General features: G+C 46.5%; 20 protein-coding genes. 17 read left to right on the plus strand and 3 right to left on the minus strand.

The genetic code is table 11. From position 1 onward, the window contains the following. Positions 1-35: 35 nt before the first annotated feature. The 7 genes from dnaJ (at position 36) to thiI (ending at position 6,938) form a co-directional block, all read left to right on the plus strand. Positions 36-1,199, plus strand: coding sequence for a molecular chaperone DnaJ (dnaJ, locus tag ACGHCT_RS05835; RefSeq protein WP_072849138.1), 1,164 nt, complete (start codon positions 36-38; stop codon positions 1,197-1,199). A 118-nt stretch (positions 1,200-1,317) separates the two neighbouring features. After that, a complete protein-coding gene (locus tag ACGHCT_RS05840) occupies positions 1,318-1,707 on the plus strand; it encodes a VOC family protein (protein WP_390438846.1) in 390 nt (129 codons plus the stop codon). 125 nt (positions 1,708-1,832) lie between these two features. Further along, on the plus strand, positions 1,833-2,753 hold the full coding sequence (locus ACGHCT_RS05845) for an AEC family transporter (protein ID WP_390438849.1): 921 nt from the start codon (positions 1,833-1,835) through the stop codon (positions 2,751-2,753). 77 nt (positions 2,754-2,830) lie between these two features. Then, complete coding sequence (prmA, locus tag ACGHCT_RS05850) at positions 2,831-3,784, plus strand: 50S ribosomal protein L11 methyltransferase (RefSeq protein WP_390438851.1); 954 nt, start codon at positions 2,831-2,833, stop codon at positions 3,782-3,784. A gap of 8 nt (positions 3,785-3,792) precedes the next feature. Next, positions 3,793-4,557 (plus strand): 16S rRNA (uracil(1498)-N(3))-methyltransferase, encoded by a 765-nt coding sequence (locus ACGHCT_RS05855; protein WP_390438853.1) that lies wholly within the window; start codon positions 3,793-3,795, stop codon positions 4,555-4,557. 33 nt (positions 4,558-4,590) lie between these two features. After that, the gene (locus tag ACGHCT_RS05860; protein ID WP_390438855.1) at positions 4,591-5,745 is read left to right on the plus strand and encodes a cysteine desulfurase family protein; all 1,155 of its coding nucleotides are present in this window, start codon (positions 4,591-4,593) and stop codon (positions 5,743-5,745) included. Between the two features lie 14 nt (positions 5,746-5,759). Further along, on the plus strand, positions 5,760-6,938 hold the full coding sequence (gene thiI / locus ACGHCT_RS05865) for a tRNA uracil 4-sulfurtransferase ThiI (protein WP_072849131.1): 1,179 nt from the start codon (positions 5,760-5,762) through the stop codon (positions 6,936-6,938). Between the two features lie 89 nt (positions 6,939-7,027). Here the strand turns inward: thiI and ACGHCT_RS05870 are convergent, their stop codons facing one another. Continuing rightward, positions 7,028-7,261 (minus strand): PTS sugar transporter, encoded by a 234-nt coding sequence (locus tag ACGHCT_RS05870; protein WP_072849130.1) that lies wholly within the window; start codon positions 7,259-7,261, stop codon positions 7,028-7,030. Between the two features lie 145 nt (positions 7,262-7,406). On the opposite strand from ACGHCT_RS05870, the gene mtaB reads away from it, so the two are divergent. The 10 genes from mtaB to ACGHCT_RS05920 all read left to right on the plus strand — a co-directional run bounded on the left by mtaB (position 7,407) and on the right by ACGHCT_RS05920 (position 14,826). Next, on the plus strand, positions 7,407-8,714 hold the full coding sequence (mtaB, locus tag ACGHCT_RS05875) for a tRNA (N(6)-L-threonylcarbamoyladenosine(37)-C(2))-methylthiotransferase MtaB (RefSeq protein WP_390438857.1): 1,308 nt from the start codon (positions 7,407-7,409) through the stop codon (positions 8,712-8,714). 72 nt (positions 8,715-8,786) lie between these two features. After that, a complete protein-coding gene (locus ACGHCT_RS05880) occupies positions 8,787-9,062 on the plus strand; it encodes an IreB family regulatory phosphoprotein (protein ID WP_072849129.1) in 276 nt (91 codons plus the stop codon). Positions 9,063-9,065: 3 nt separating this feature from the next. Further along, positions 9,066-9,485, plus strand: coding sequence for a Holliday junction resolvase RuvX (ruvX, locus tag ACGHCT_RS05885; protein ID WP_072849128.1), 420 nt, complete (start codon positions 9,066-9,068; stop codon positions 9,483-9,485). 31 nt (positions 9,486-9,516) lie between these two features. Then, positions 9,517-9,786 carry a DUF1292 domain-containing protein gene (locus tag ACGHCT_RS05890; RefSeq protein ID WP_072849127.1) on the plus strand — a complete coding sequence of 90 codons (270 nt, stop codon included), beginning with the start codon at positions 9,517-9,519 and terminating at the stop codon, positions 9,784-9,786. A gap of 56 nt (positions 9,787-9,842) precedes the next feature. Next, positions 9,843-10,301 (plus strand): Fur family transcriptional regulator, encoded by a 459-nt coding sequence (locus ACGHCT_RS05895; protein WP_072849126.1) that lies wholly within the window; start codon positions 9,843-9,845, stop codon positions 10,299-10,301. 34 nt (positions 10,302-10,335) lie between these two features. Further along, positions 10,336-12,003, plus strand: a complete 1,668-nt coding sequence (locus tag ACGHCT_RS05900) for a ribonuclease J (protein ID WP_390438860.1) — start codon at positions 10,336-10,338, stop codon at positions 12,001-12,003. A 10-nt stretch (positions 12,004-12,013) separates the two neighbouring features. Beyond that, positions 12,014-12,352: a YlbF family regulator gene (locus ACGHCT_RS05905; protein WP_390438862.1), complete on the plus strand. Its 339-nt coding sequence runs from the start codon at positions 12,014-12,016 to the stop codon at positions 12,350-12,352. A 16-nt stretch (positions 12,353-12,368) separates the two neighbouring features. After that, the gene (locus tag ACGHCT_RS05910; RefSeq protein WP_390438864.1) at positions 12,369-12,917 is read left to right on the plus strand and encodes an endolytic transglycosylase MltG; all 549 of its coding nucleotides are present in this window, start codon (positions 12,369-12,371) and stop codon (positions 12,915-12,917) included. Between the two features lie 20 nt (positions 12,918-12,937). Then, the gene (locus ACGHCT_RS05915; RefSeq protein ID WP_072849122.1) at positions 12,938-13,582 is read left to right on the plus strand and encodes an O-methyltransferase; all 645 of its coding nucleotides are present in this window, start codon (positions 12,938-12,940) and stop codon (positions 13,580-13,582) included. 11 nt (positions 13,583-13,593) lie between these two features. Further along, complete coding sequence (locus ACGHCT_RS05920; RefSeq protein ID WP_390438866.1) at positions 13,594-14,826, plus strand: U32 family peptidase; 1,233 nt, start codon at positions 13,594-13,596, stop codon at positions 14,824-14,826. On the opposite strand, the gene sigK is transcribed toward ACGHCT_RS05920, so the two are convergent. After that, positions 14,800-15,426: an RNA polymerase sporulation sigma factor SigK gene (sigK, locus tag ACGHCT_RS05925; protein WP_072849121.1), complete on the minus strand. Its 627-nt coding sequence runs from the start codon at positions 15,424-15,426 to the stop codon at positions 14,800-14,802. The genes ACGHCT_RS05920 and sigK overlap by 27 nt on opposite strands. Before the next feature lie 167 nt (positions 15,427-15,593). Then, positions 15,594-15,740 carry a hypothetical protein gene (locus tag ACGHCT_RS05930; RefSeq protein ID WP_167594271.1) on the minus strand — a complete coding sequence of 49 codons (147 nt, stop codon included), beginning with the start codon at positions 15,738-15,740 and terminating at the stop codon, positions 15,594-15,596. Positions 15,741-15,844 lie beyond the last annotated feature (104 nt).

A 15,844-nucleotide genomic window follows, 5' to 3' on the forward strand; every position in this document is an offset into this window, starting at 1 on the left:
TGTCGCTTCAAGTCAGATAGAAGGGAAACATAAGTATGGCAGATAAGAGAGATTATTATGAGGTTCTGGGCGTGGACAAAGGGGCTGATGAGGCTACCATAAAAAGTGCGTACCGGAAGCTTGCCAAAAAGTATCACCCGGATATGAACCCTGGAGACGCGGAAGCTGAAAAGAAGTTTAAGGAAGCCACAGAAGCCTATGGCGTTTTAAGTGATCCTGAGAAAAGGAGACAGTATGATCAGTTCGGCCATGCTGCCTTCGATCAGGGAGCCGGCGGTGGCGGCGGATTCGGCGGATTTGATTTCGGCGGCGGAGATATGGGAGATATCTTCGGAGATATTTTTGGAGATTTATTCGGCGGCGGACGGAGCAGAAGGCCCAACAACGGTCCCTCCAAAGGGGCAAATGTACGCGCTTCTGTGCGTATTACCTTTGAAGAGGCTGTATTTGGCTGCGAAAAAGAACTGGAATTAACCCTGAAGGATACCTGTTCAAAGTGCAGCGGCAGCGGCGCTAAGCCGGGAACTTCCCCTGAGACTTGTCCGAAATGTAACGGGCAGGGGCAGATTGTGTATACACAGCAGTCTATGTTCGGCATGGTACGGAATGTACAGACGTGTCCGGAATGTAATGGTACCGGCAAGGTGATTAAGGAGAAATGTACGGACTGCCGGGGAACTGGTTACATCGCAAACCGCAAGAAGATTCAGGTGTCTGTACCTGCGGGGATTGACAATGGGCAGAGTATTCGTATCCGTGAAAAAGGCGAACCAGGCAAGAACGGAGGCCCCAGAGGGGATCTGTTAGTGGAGGTACAGGTAAGCCGTCATCCTATCTTCCAGCGTCAGGATATGAATATTTTCTCTACCGCGCCTATCACCTACGCTCAGGCAGCCCTGGGAGGAGAGGTGCGTATCAGCACGGTAGACGGGGATATCATGTATGATGTAAAGCCGGGAACGCAAACCGACACGAAGGTGCGGTTAAAAGGAAAAGGCGTGCCCTCTCTGAGGAATAAGTCGGTCCGCGGGGACCACTATGTTACACTGGTGGTGCAGGTGCCCACCAAGCTCAACGAGGAAGCAAAAGAGGCTCTCCGCAAGTTTGATGAAGCCTGCGGCAATAAGCCTGCGGGAAAACCAGCAGAAAAGAAAAAGAAAGGCTTTATGGAAAAACTGAAAGAAAGTCTGGAAGAATAAATGCAGGGGTACAGTCTGACAGGCTGTACCTTTTTTTGCTCGGAGACGGAATGCGGTCGTATTTTGTTTCAGGTGGTGCTATAATAGTCTTATAGGTGAGCAGAAGGAGGTTTTATCCATGACAAGAGAACTGAAAGGCGGCCATATCGGCCTGATGACAAATGATATGGAAGGGACATTAAAATGGTACACCGAGACACTGGGATTCCGGAAAACAGGGGAATTTGTGGCTCCTGACGGAGCTGCTATCTGCTTTATCCGGAACGGGGAGATTACCTATGAATTAATCCAGCCGCCGGTTAAGCTTCCCCAGGAAGCCTGCAGTAAGGTGGATCACTACTGTTTTGAATCAAAAGATATTGAAAAGGATTTTGAAGAGTGCAAAGAGAAAGGCTGCCGCTTTACCACAGACGGTATTATGGAGGCCCCCTTCTGGGAAAAGGGGATCCGCTTTTTTAAGATTGCCGGCGCATCCGGAGAGGAATTGGAATTCTGCCAGATTTTATAAAAAAGATTTGACTTTTATATCTGAGAGAAGATATAATTAAATGCAGTATCAGAACTCTTATAAGACTTTATTCTGAAGTCTTTAGGAGTTCTTTTTATGGAGAGAATACGGAAGGATATAAAAAAATGAGTTTTTCACTTGTACTTGGCCAGATGGTTATGATATTTATTCTTATGATGATAGGCTTTTTCTTTTTTAAGCAAAAGCTGGTGAGTGAACAGGCTGCAAAGGATATTTCGGTGATGGTTGTAAATCTGTGCAGCCCTGTTCTTCTAATAAGCAGTGTCTCCAGGGAATCCTCCGTCACTCAGCATAATGTACTCGTCTTTACTATTGTCACGGTTCTGTCCTTTGCCGTACTGATTCTGCTGGGACATTTGATATCTGCTCTTCTTTTGGTCCCCAAGCCGAGAAAAAGTGATTATATGATGATGACTATATTCGGCAACGTGGGGTTTATCGGTATTCCTGTGGTCTCCGGACTTCTGGGACAGGATGCTCTGATCTATGTGGCAATCTATAATCTGGCTTTTAACATTCTGATCTATACATACGGAATCTACATTATCAGAAAGGATATGGAAGGCGAACAGGGCGGGTTCCGTCTGAAATCCTGTATTAATCCGGGAACCATAGCCAGCCTGATTACCATTATCATTTTCTGGTTTCATATACCGGTTCCCAATGTGGCCGCCCAGCTGCTGAACTATGCCGGGCAGCCTGCTACTTTTTTATCTTTGTTTGTGATAGGAACCTCACTGGCGCAGATGAATCTGCGGGAGGTGGTTTCCGATGTAAGGCTTTTGCTGTTTACCCTTCTGCGCTTTGTGGCGGTGCCTATTTTAGCGGTGCTGCTCTCTAAGCTAGTGTTAAAAGATGAGATGATGCGGGGGGTTCTGGCACTTATGATTGCCGTGCCGGTGGGTAATCTTCCGGCGATGCTGAACAAACAATTCGGGAAAGACGATTCCGTGGTAGCAAAAGGCATTGTCTACACTACAGTTTTATCAGTTTTGACAATAACTGTAACCTGTATGTTCCTGTAAGAAAGGCTATACATTTGCCCTGTTTTATGATAAAACAGAAAGTAGGCGAAAAGTACGGATAAAGAAAGAGGTATTATATGAAATGGAATAAATTCACTGTTAAAACAACCACAGAGGCTGAGGATCTTGTCATCTCGGCACTGGTAGATCTGGGAATCGAAGGGGTGGAGATTGAGGACAAGCAGCCGCTGACAGAAGAGGACAAACAGCGGATGTTTGTGGATATTCTGCCTGACTTTCCGGAGGATGACGGGGTCGCGTATCTGAGCTTTTATCTGGAGGAGGATGCAGACACAAGTTCTGTTCTGGAACGTGTAAAGAGAGAACTGGAGGACATGCGCGCTTATACGGATATCGGAGAGGGAAGCATTGCTGCAAGCCAGACGGAAGATAAAGACTGGATAAATAACTGGAAGGAATATTTTAAACAGTTTTATGTGGATGATATTCTCATTATACCCTCCTGGGAAAAGGTGAAGGAAGAGGACAAGGATAGGCTGATCATCCACATAGATCCCGGGACTGCTTTTGGAACGGGGATGCACGAGACCACGCAGCTGTGTATCCGGCAGCTGAAAAAATATGTGACAGAAGAGACAGAGCTTCTGGATGTGGGGACAGGCAGCGGTATTCTGTCTATTGTGGCACTGAAGCTGGGGGCGAAGCATGCGGTAGGAACTGATCTGGATCCCTGTGCTGTGCCGGCAGTAGAAGAAAACAAAGAGGCAAATAATATCCCGGCAGACGCATTTACCATGATGATCGGGAATCTGATAGACGACAGAGCAACCCAGGATGCCGTAGGGTATGAAAAATATGACGTTGTCACGGCGAATATCCTGGCCGATGTGCTGGTTCCCCTGACCCCTGTTATTATAAACCAGATGAAACAGGGGGGGATTTACATTACCTCAGGCATTATTGAGGACAAAGAAGCAGTTGTGGTAAATGCGGTGAAGGAAGCCGGCCTGGAAGTGCTGGAGGTAACCCGCCAGGGAGAGTGGGTATCCGTGACAGCCAGAAAGAATTAGGTGGGAATATGCATCGTTTTTTTGTAGAGCCTGAACAAGTAGGCCAAGAGGAGATTACCATCATAGGAAATGATGTGAATCATATGAAAAATGTGCTCCGTATGAAGCCTGGAGAAATCATTGGGATCAGCGACGGTTCCGGCATTGAGTATACTTGTGAGATCCTGGAGCTGAACAAAGAGGTAAAGACTAAAATTCTCACATGCCTGGATGCAAGAAGAGAACTGCCGTCCAGAATTACACTGTTCCAGGGACTGCCAAAGTCTGACAAGATGGAATGGATCATTCAGAAAGCGGTAGAACTGGGGGTGTATGAGATAATTCCGGTGGCTACAAGAAATACGGTGGTTAAGCTGGATAAAAAGAAGGAAGAGAATAAGAGGAAGAGATGGCAGGCAATAGCTGAGAGTGCGGCCAAGCAGTCTAAGCGGCTATATATCCCCCAGGTGGGAGCACTTATGTCTTTTCCCCAGGCGGTGAAAAGGGCCTGTGATATGGAGGTAAGACTGATCCCTTATGAACTGGCTGAGAATATGGCTGAGACAAGAGAGATCATTGCCGGAATACGTCCCGGCCAGTCAGCGGCTGTCTTTATCGGGCCAGAGGGAGGATTCGGGGAAGAAGAGATCGCCATGGCCATGCAGGCCGGAATGCGGCCTATTACCTTGGGAAAACGGATCCTGCGGACGGAAACGGCGGGAATTGCAGTACTGTCTGTTCTGATGTTTACCCTGGAAGGGGAACCGGCGGCAGCTGAAAAAAGCAGGGAGTGACAGGAACGTGGGGTGAAACTTGGAGGAAATAAAATGGAAGCTTATTTAGATAATTCAGCTACTACCAGATGCTATGAGAGTGTCAGGGATGTGGTGGTGAAGACGATGATAACTGATTACGGGAATCCCTCTGCCATGCATGCCAAGGGAGTAGAGGCAGAACAGTATGTAAAGAACGCAGCCCAGAGGGCAGCCAGGGCTATGAAGGTACAGGAAAAAGAAATATATTTTACTTCCGGGGGGACGGAGTCCGACAATTGGGCCCTGATCGGTGCGGCCATGGCGAATCAACGGCAGGGAAAGCACATTATCACCACGGCAGTAGAGCATCCGGCGGTATCAGCTCCCCTGGCCTATCTGGCAGAGCAGGGATTCCAGGTAACTGTACTGCCGGTGAACCGGATGGGGATAATATCCCTAAAGGATCTGGAGGACGCCCTCCGGGAGGACACCATTCTGGTGTCTACTATGTTTGTGAATAACGAAATAGGCTCCCTGCAGCCTGTGGAAGAAATCGGAAAGCTGTTAAAAGATAAGGCGCCGGGGGCAGTATATCATGTGGATGCTATACAGGCTTTCGGCAAATACCGTATATTCCCCAAAAAACTGGGGGTGGATCTGCTGGCGGTGAGCGGTCATAAGATTCACGGCCCGAAGGGGACCGGCATTTTATATATCAATGAGAAATGCAGGATACGCCCTCTGATACTTGGAGGAGGGCAGCAGAAGAATATGCGGTCCGGAACAGACAATGTTCCGGGGATTGCAGGACTGGGAGCTGCCGTGGAAGAAATATACCGGGACTTTGACCGTAAAATCGCAAAGCTGTATGAGCTGAAGGCATATTTCAGGGGACAGCTGGAAGGGATTCCGGATGTGGTGATCCACGGCATGGACACACAGCAGGGTGCTCCCCATATTGTAAATGCAAGCTTTCTGGGAGTCCGCAGCGAAGTCCTTCTCCATACACTGGAGGAAAAGGGGATATATGTATCTGCGGGGTCTGCCTGTTCCGCACATAAGCGGACGGGGAGCCCAACCTTGTCGGCAATGGGAGCGTCAAAAGCGGAAATGGAATCTGCGGTGCGCTTCAGCTTCTCAGAATTTACCACGCAGGAAGAACTGGAGTATTGTCTGGAGGCCCTCAGGGAAGCCGTTCCCATGCTTCGCAGATATGCCCGTTATTAATAAAGGAGAATACTATGTTTAAAGCATTTTTGATTAAATACGCAGAGATTGGAATCAAGGGAAAAAACAGATATCTTTTTGAGGACGCTCTGGTAGCCAGGATAAGGCAGGTGCTCAGGGAAGTAGAGGGGACGTTTAACGTAACCAAGGAACAGGGGCGTATCTATGTCTTTGCAGAGGGTGCGTTTGACTATGAGGAGACTGTGGAGGCTCTGAAGCGGGTGTTTGGAATCTTCGGAATCTGTCCGGTTGTGGTGCTGGAGGATAACGGCTATGAGGAACTGGCAAAAGAGGTTGTCTCTTATATGGACCGCATGTACCCGGATAAGAAGAAAAGCTTCAAGGTCAATGCCAGAAGGGCAAAGAAAAGCTATCCTCTCAACTCTATGGAGCTGAACTGCGAACTGGGAGGGGCTGTTCTGGACGCATTTCCGTCTATGCGGGTGGATGTGCACCATCCGGAGATTATGCTGAATGTGGAAATCCGCAGTAAGATTTATATATATTCAGAGATTATCCCCGGGCCGGGAGGAATGCCCATTGGAACCAACGGGAAGGCAATGCTGCTTCTCTCCGGGGGGATTGACAGTCCGGTAGCGGGCTATATGATCTCCAAAAGAGGGGTGAAAATTGATGCTGTATACTTTCATGCGCCTCCCTATACCAGTGAGCGAGCCAAGCAGAAGGTAGTAGACCTTGCCCGCCTGGTAGCCAGGTACAGCGGTCCCATTCAACTGCATGTGGTGAACTTTACAGATATTCAGCTCTACATCTATGAAAAGTGCCCTCACGATGAGCTGACTATTATAATGAGACGCTATATGATGAAGATTGCGGAGCATTTTGCCGGGGAGAACGGATGCCTGGGACTGATTACAGGGGAGAGCATCGGACAGGTGGCCAGTCAGACCATGCAGAGTCTGGCAGCTACGAATGAAGTCTGCACTCTGCCGGTGTACCGCCCTGTGATTGGATTTGACAAACAGGAGATCGTGGATGTATCTCTGAAGATTGGCACGTATGAGACTTCTATCCTTCCCTACGAGGACTGCTGCACCATTTTTGTGGCAAAACACCCGGTTACTAAACCGAATCTTAATATTATAAAGCGCTCAGAAAAGAATCTGGAGGAAAAGATTGAGGCTCTCATGGAAGAGGCGATCCGTACCACAGAAGTGATTTCCGTAGAATAATGCGGGGATACAGACAGAAAAAAACGGCCTCTGCAATGCAAGGCCGCATTCTGTTTTGTCTGTTCTCTGGTTTGTATAGAGCAGAGAAATTAAATCATGTAAGGTTTTAAAGTCTCTAAAATAGTATCCAAAGGTCCTTCATTTGCGTGGATATTCAAATCGATCGGCTTGGATAAATCTAAGCTGAAAATACCCATAATTGATTTAGCGTCGATTACGTATCTTCCGGATACTAAATCAAAATCAAAGTCAAACTTAGTAATGTCGTTAACAAATGATTTTACTTTATCGATAGAATTTAATGAGATCTGAACAGTTTTCATTGGAATCCCTCCCTTATGTATTAGTACTGTTTACAGGGATAATCTTACCGTCTATACTGGGAAAAGTCAAGATGAAAACATACAAAGATGAAAAGCAGGATTCGTCAAGTCGCATAATAAATGGAAAATGTTAGGAATAGAAAATATGGAAAAAAAAGTTGCCCTGCACAACCTGGGCTGTAAAGTAAATGCATATGAAACAGAGGCTATGGAGCAGATGCTGGAGGAGGCGGGATACCAAATCGTGCCTTTTGCTCCAGGGGCAGATATTTATATTATCAACACCTGTACTGTGACTAATATAGCCGACCGCAAATCCCGGCAGATGCTTCACAAAGCCAAGAAAATGAATCCGGATGCCATTGTAGTGGCAACGGGATGTTATGTACAGGTGGGAAAAGAAAGGCTGAAAAAAGATGACGCCATTGACCTGGTGGTGGGCAATAATAAGAAAAAGGATCTTCTGTCGATTCTGGACGCCTATATCCAGGGGAAGGCTGGGGACAGGGATGAGGTTCTGGATATGAAGGAGGCACTGGAGTATGAAAATCTTCAGCTTTCTCAGACCGGTGAGCATACCAGAGCCTATCTCAAGGTTCAGGATGGATGCAATCAGTTCTGCAGCTACTGTATCATCCCCTATGCCAGAGGCAGGGTCAGAAGCAGAAACAAGGAAGAGGTTTTGGCTGAGGTAAACCGTCTGACGGCCAACGGGTATCAGGAATTTGTTCTGACCGGTATCCACCTGAGTTCCTACGGGATCGACTGCGGGGACAGTCTGCTGTCTCTGATACAGGCCGTACACAGTATGGAAGGCGTAAAGCGTATCCGGCTGGGCTCCCTGGAGCCGCGGATTATAACGGAGGATTTTGCCCGGGCACTGGCGGACATGCCCAAGATATGCCCTCATTTTCATCTCTCCCTGCAGAGCGGCTGTGATGAGACGCTGAGGCGGATGAACCGCCGGTACAGTGCCGGGGAGTACCGGGAAAAATGCGGGCTTTTGCGGCAGGTATTTGATAACCCTGCCCTGACTACAGATGTGATCGTGGGATTTCCGGGAGAGACAGAAAAAGAATTTCAGGAGTCCCGGGAGTTTATAGACGGCATTCGGTTCTACGAGACACATATTTTTAAATATTCCAGGAGAGAGGGAACCCGGGCGGCGGCTATGGAGAACCAGATTCAGGAAGCCGTAAAAGCACAGAGAAGCAGGGATTTAATTGCGCTGGGAGAACTGCACCAGAGGGAATATATGGAATCCTTTTTGGGAAAAGAAGTGGAAATTTTGTTTGAGGAAACAGTAAGTATCCAGGGGAAGAGCTTCTGGACCGGTCATACAAGGGAATACATCCGGGCAGTGGCAGAGACAGATCAGGACCTGGAGAATGTGATTGCCAGGGGAACCGTTCGCGGTTTTTCGACAAAAGATACAATTATTTGTGAAATATAGTAGAAAATATCCATTGAATTCTGTGTAGTTTTATATTAGAATAAAAGAAAGTTTAGGTAAGGGCGTGAAAATATGGCAAACAATAATATTAGCAATACACAATATTTCAAAGTAAAAACAGAACCGGAGATCCAGGTAAAAGAGATTCTGGATCTGGTATATAATGCGATGGACGAGAAAGGTTACAATCCGGTTAACCAGATCGTTGGCTACATTATGTCCGGAGATCCCACTTATATTACCAGCCACAAAGGTGCCAGAAGCATGATTATGAAGGTGGAAAGAGATGAGCTGGTTGAAGAACTCCTCAAGGAGTATATCAAGAATAAATCCTGGAAACGAGATTAATCTATGAGAATTATGGGACTTGATTACGGTTCAAAAACCATAGGGGTAGCTGTCAGTGACCCCTTAGGTTTGACTGCCCAGGGAATCGAAACCATTCATCGCAAGGACGAGAATAAGCTTCGCAAGTCCCTGGCGCGGATTGAAGAATTGGTACGTGAATATGAAGTAGAAACCATTGTGTTAGGCTTTCCTAAAAATATGAATAATACCGTTGGGGACAGGGCTGTCAAATCTCTTGAGCTAAAAGATGTTCTGGAGAGAAGGACAGGCCTGCCTGTTGTGATGTGGGATGAAAGGCTGACGACAGTGGAGGCGAATCGGACGCTGATGGAGAGCGGGGTTCGCAGGGAAGACCGCGGCAAATATGTGGACAAGCTTGCCGCTGTATTTATTTTGCAGGGATATTTAGATTCCCTTAGCTAAAACTTAATATTGTGAAGAAAGGATGTCAGGTATGGAGACCATTATATTTGACGGAGACGACGGGATTCAGCTGGAATTCGGTATTCTGGAACAGACAAGAGTAAACGGACATAACTATCTTCTGGTAGTAGATCCGGACGAGGAAGACGAAGAAGAAGGAAGCGAGGCTTATATCCTGAAGGATATCTCTGAGGAAGAGGACGAAGAGGCCTGCTATGTATTCGTAGAGGACGACACGGAGTATGACGCCGTGTTTAAAGTTTTTGAAACTATGTTAGAAGATGTTGAATTTGTGAAATAATAATAAGTGAACAATGCACTTTATTCTACGTAAAAGTGAAGGTAAGAGGTGAGAACGTGACAGACAGCCAAGAGTTTGCAGAGATTTTAAGAAAAAACGGGTTGAAAGTAACCAACCAGAGACTACGGATATTGGAAGTGCTGGCTGGCTGTCCCGATCGGCACCTGACAGCAGAAGAAATTTATGATCTGGTAAAAGCAGAATTTCCTGAGATAGGACTTGCTACGGTTTACCGGACCATTCAGATTTTATTAGATTTGCATTTAATTGATCGGATTAATCTGGATGATGGATGTGTGCGGTATGAGATTGGCCAGGATAAAGGCCGGGACAGACACCACCACCACCATCTGATTTGTATATCGTGCGGAAAGATTATCTCACTGGAAGATGACTTTCTGGAACAATTAGAGGAGCATATCAGGGATTCCCTTGGGTTTACCGTAACGGATCACGAGGTGAAGCTTTTTGGATATTGCAGAGATTGTACGAAAGAACAGAATAAAGTAGAATGAGGTGCCAATTATATCATATGACGGAGGAATCATTTTGAAAAAAAAGAATAATGGCACAAGCTTGAAAATAATACCCCTGGGCGGGCTGGAACAGATTGGTTTAAATATGACTGCCTTTGAATACGAGGACAGCATTGTGGTAGTTGACTGCGGACTTTCTTTTCCGGAGGATGATATGCTGGGAATCGACCTTGTGATCCCGGACGTGACGTATCTGAAGGATAATATTCAGAAGGTAAAAGGATTTGTGATTACCCATGGGCATGAGGATCATATCGGGGCGCTGCCCTATATTTTAAAAGAAATTAACGTTCCTATCTATGCGACAAAGCTTACCATAGGACTGATAGATAATAAATTAAAAGAGCACAACCTGCTGAAAACAACCAAGAGAAAAGTGATCAAACACGGACAGTCCATCAATCTGGGGGCTTTCCGCATTGAATTTATTAAGACAAACCACAGCATCCAGGATGCATCTGCTCTGGCCATCTACTCCCCCGCGGGGATCGTGGTGCACACAGGCGACTTTAAAGTGGATTATACGCCGGTGTTCGGGGATGCTATTGACCTGCAGAGGTTTGCCGAGATCGGAAAGAAGGGCGTGCTTGCTCTTATGTGTGACAGTACCAACGCGGAACGGCCGGGATTTACCATGTCGGAGCGCACCGTGGGACGCACCTTTGACAATATATTTTCAGAACACAAGAATACCAGGATTATCATTGCCACGTTTGCGTCCAATGTAGACAGGGTGCAGCAGATTATTAATTCTGCTTATAAGTTCGGCAGAAAAGTGGCGGTAGAGGGACGCAGCATGGTGAACGTTATTACCACAGCTTCTGAACTGGGCTATCTGAAGATTCCGGAGAAAACACTGGTTGAAATTGATCAGATGAAGAATTATCCGGATGAGCAGATGACGCTGATTACCACCGGCAGCCAGGGAGAATCTATGGCGGCTCTGTCCCGTATGGCAGCCAGTATTCATAAAAAGGTATCTATAAAACCAGGTGATACTATTATATTCAGCTCGAATCCCATTCCCGGGAACGAAAAGGCAGTATCAAAGGTAATCAACGAACTTGGGATGAAAGGGGCGGATGTTATCTTCCAGGATGCTCATGTATCGGGACACGCCTGCCAGGAAGAAATTAAACTGATCTATTCTCTGGTGAAGCCCAAGTATGCTATACCGGCGCATGGGGAATACCGTCACCTTAAGGCACAGGCTAAGGTGGTTGAGCAGCTGGGGATAGATAAGGACAATATTTTTATTCTGTCTTCAGGAGATGTTCTGGAGGTAAGCGATGACAAGGCGGAAGTGACGGGAAAAGTGCATACAGGAAGTATCCTGGTAGACGGCCTTGGCGTGGGAGATGTAGGAAATATTGTGCTCAGAGACCGCCAGCATCTGGCTGAGGACGGCATCATTATCGTAGTTCTCACCCTGGAGAGAAGGAGTAATCAGCTGCTTGCTGGTCCGGATATTGTGTCCAGAGGATTTGTCTATGTAAGGGAATCGGAGGACCTGATGGGAGAGGCCAGAGTTGTTGTGGAAGATGCCCTGGACGTTTGTCTGGATAAAAGAATCTCCGATTGGGGCAGAATAAAAGGAGTCATCAAGGATTCCCTCGGTGAATTTGTATGGAAACGCACAAAGAGAAGACCGATGATCCTGCCCATTATTATGGAGGCTTAGAGGTGATAAAATGAGTTTGATAGAAACCTGTACGGAAAGGCTGGCAGCAGCCATCCGCACCGGTGATGTTTATAAACGCTACAAAAGGGCGCTGGATGAACTGAAGCTGATGCCGGAAGAAAAAGCAAAAATGGATGAATTGCGAATTCTGAACTATCGTATGCAGAATGAGGAAAAGGACATTGATCTGTACGAGGCCATTGATCAGGTGGCGGAGCGTATGGATGAACTGCTGGAGATCCCTCAGGTGAGAGAGTTCCTTTTGGCGGAACAGGCCCTCTGCAGGCAGCTGCAGAATATAAATGCAACGATTCACCAGGGGATTGAAATCGACGTGCCGGATCTGTAAAAGTAAGGAGAATGTTATGGCTAATAGAATGAGAGACGATGGACATGGAGTAGCTATCGCAGGTGGGTTTTTCAGAATTCTTCTGTATGTCTGTGTGATATTCGCAATCATATATGTAGGTAAAACTGCTTACAGCTTTGGATACGATATCTTTAATCAGGTACCTGTGTCCCAGGGGGAGGGAAAGGATGTTACTGTGGTGGTAAAAGACGGAACATCTGTATACAAAATAGGTAAAATCCTGAAAAATAAGGGACTGATTGATGATGCGAAGGTTTTTGTGGTACAGGAAAAGCTGTCAAACTATAAGGATAAACTGCAGGCCGGGACTTACATTCTGAACACGTCCCAGACCGCAGATGAGATGATGGCGATTCTGGCCCGTGAGAATACGGAAGGCCAGCCTGAACAGGAAGACAAAGAGGAAGGCGGCACAAAGGACGAAGCGGACAAGACTGCGGACGAGAATCTGGAAAAAGTAAGCCAGGATCCTCAGGACGGAGACGATCCCCAGGGCGGTGAAGGCGACTCTGGGGAAGAGGGGGCTGAAGAAGGCCAGGAATAAGCAGGATGGGAGACTGACAGATGATTGTAGAGGAGAGAATGGCTGCCTATATAAATTCCCTGGACAGAGGGAATACCCCATTTTTGGACCAGCTTGAGATAGAGGCGGTCCAGAATCGTGTCCCGATTATCCGTAGGGAGATGCAGAGCTTTTTAAAGGTGCTGCTTCTGTCCCTTCGCCCTCTGAACATATTGGAAGTAGGGACTGCGGTAGGGTTTTCCGCGCTTTTGATGAGCGAATATGCTCCACAGGGCTGCCGGATTACAACCATAGAAAATTATGACAAACGAATTCCCATAGCCAGAGAGAATTTCAAAAAGGCAGGAAAAGAGGATGTGATTACTCTTTTGGAGGGTGATGCGGCAGATATACTGAGAGATCTTGATGATAGGTATGATTTGATATTTATGGATGCTGCTAAGGGTCAATATATTCACTTTCTTCCTGAGATTCTCAGGCTTCTGCGCACTGGAGGAGTCCTGCTCTCAGACAATGTGCTTCAGGACGGAGATATCATTGAATCCCATTTTGCCGTGGAGAGGAGAAACCGGACCATCTATAAACGGATGCGGGAGTATCTCTATACATTGAAACATCATGAACAATTGGAAACTGCCATCCTTCCTCTGGGGGATGGCGTAACTATGAGCACAAAAATTAAATGAGTGATAATGCAATGAAAAAACCAGAATTATTAGTGCCTGCCAGCAGTCTGGAGGTATTGAAAATAGCCGTGATATACGGTGCGGATGCGGTGTATATCGGAGGGGAAGCCTTCGGACTGAGGGCAAAGGCTAAGAACTTTTCCATGGATGAAATGATAGAGGGCATACAGTTTGCCCATGATCATGACGTAAAGGTTTATGTGACAGCCAATATCCTGGCTCATAACTATGATCTGGAAGGGATCCGCGCATACTTCCGGGAGCTTAGGGAAATCAGACCGGATGGGCTTATAATAGCCGATCCCGGTGTGTTTATGATCGCCGGGGAAGTATGTCCTGAGATCGAGCGGCATATCAGCACCCAGGCGAATAACACCAATTACGAGACCTATCTGTTCTGGCATAGGCTGGGAGCAAAACGGGTGGTATCGGCCAGAGAACTGTCTCTGGAGGAGATCAGGGGGATTCGCAGCCGGATTCCAGAGGAACTGGAGATTGAGACCTTTATACACGGTGCAATGTGCATCTCCTATTCCGGGAGGTGTCTGCTCAGCAATTACTTTACCGGACGGGATGCCAATCAGGGAGCCTGTACCCATCCCTGCCGGTGGAAATATTCCATTGTGGAGGAGACAAGGCCAAATGAATATATGCCTGTCTACGAGAATGAACGGGGTACTTATATCTTCAATTCAAAAGATCTCTGTATGATTGAACATATGGAGGATGTACTTACCTGCGGAATCGACAGCTTAAAGATAGAGGGCCGGATGAAGACAGCCCTCTATGTTGCAACCGTAGCCAGAACCTACAGGAAAGCAATTGATGATTATTTTTCAGATCCCGCTTTGTACCGGGAACATATGCCTTGGTACCGGGAGCAGATCTCTAACTGTACGTACCGTCAGTTCACCACAGGTTTTTTCTACGGAAAGCCTGATTCTGATACCCAGATTTATGACCAGAATACGTATCTGAAAGAGTATACGTATCTGGGATATGTGGAAGGAGTGGATGGCCGCGGGCTCTGCCGGATTACCCAGAGAAATAAATTCTCTGTAGGGGAAACCATTGAAGTCATGAAACCGGACGGCAGAAATATTTCTGTGCAGGTCAGATCCATTCTGGATGAGGAGGGCAGTCCCCGGGAAAGTGCTCCCCATCCAAAAGAGGTGTTATATCTTGATCTGGGAATAGAACTGGATCCATACGATATCTTAAGACGGCAGGAAGAATCTGCGTAATTTCAGAAGGGCATTTTTTTCTATTCTAGAGACGTAAGAGCGGCTGATATTCAGCCGCTTTGCTATTTCCCGCTGGGTATACTCTTCCTCTCCAAACAGGCCATAGCGAAGCTTTACCACCTCGTATTCTCTGGGGGTCAGAACAGACTCAATCAGCTCATATAATTTTTTTACATCTTCTTTGAATGTATAGGTATCTACTACATCTACCGGAACATTTTCTATAATGTCCAGCAGATGAATTTCATTGCCTTCCTTATCTGTGCCAATGGGTTCATAGAGGGAGACTTCTTTGGACGTCTTTTTGCGTGAGCGGAGCATCATCAACAGCTCATTGTCAATACACCTGGCCGCATAGGTAGAAAGCCTGTTGGCTTTATTGCTGTCAAAAGTTTGTATTGCCTTGATGAGCCCTACGGTTCCTATGGAAATCAAGTCATCCAAATCTTCATCTATTCCCTGATACTTCTTCACAACATGTGCAACAAGACGTAAATTTCGTTCGATAAGAACATTTTTAGCTTCCAAGTCGCCCCCCTGATATCTCTGAAGATAATATTTCTCCTCTTCTACGGTAAGGGGCTTAAGAAATGTCTTCAAAAAGGTTACCTCAAAGGGATTTGTTTATAGTCTATGTGAGAGAAGAAGATTTTGTGCTTTTCCATCTGAAAAGGGCGAAAAAGGGGACGTGTTCTTTCTAGAAAGAACACGTCCCAAAATAGGATCGGCCTGTCCCAAAATGAGTATGACCTGTCCCCAACGGGGTTTTAGCTTTGTTTATCCTGCTGATAAGCTACCAGTACAATGTCTTTGTCTGTCTTCTGACTGATTTCCTGTTCCAGACGGTTGATCATGGAATTATCGGACTCAGTAATATCTGCCACCTGGTACCCTGAATATTCTTTTTTATCCATTTGAAACACCTCCTTTTGATGTAGTATGTGAAAAAAGAGGTAAAATTATGTTTTTAATTTCAAGGTGCAATTGACATGGCATAAATTTTGTGACAAAATATAAG

The organism is Lactonifactor longoviformis (genome assembly GCF_042848515.1).
In the GTDB taxonomy this organism is placed as follows: Bacteria; Bacillota; Clostridia; order Lachnospirales; family Lachnospiraceae; genus Lactonifactor; species Lactonifactor longoviformis.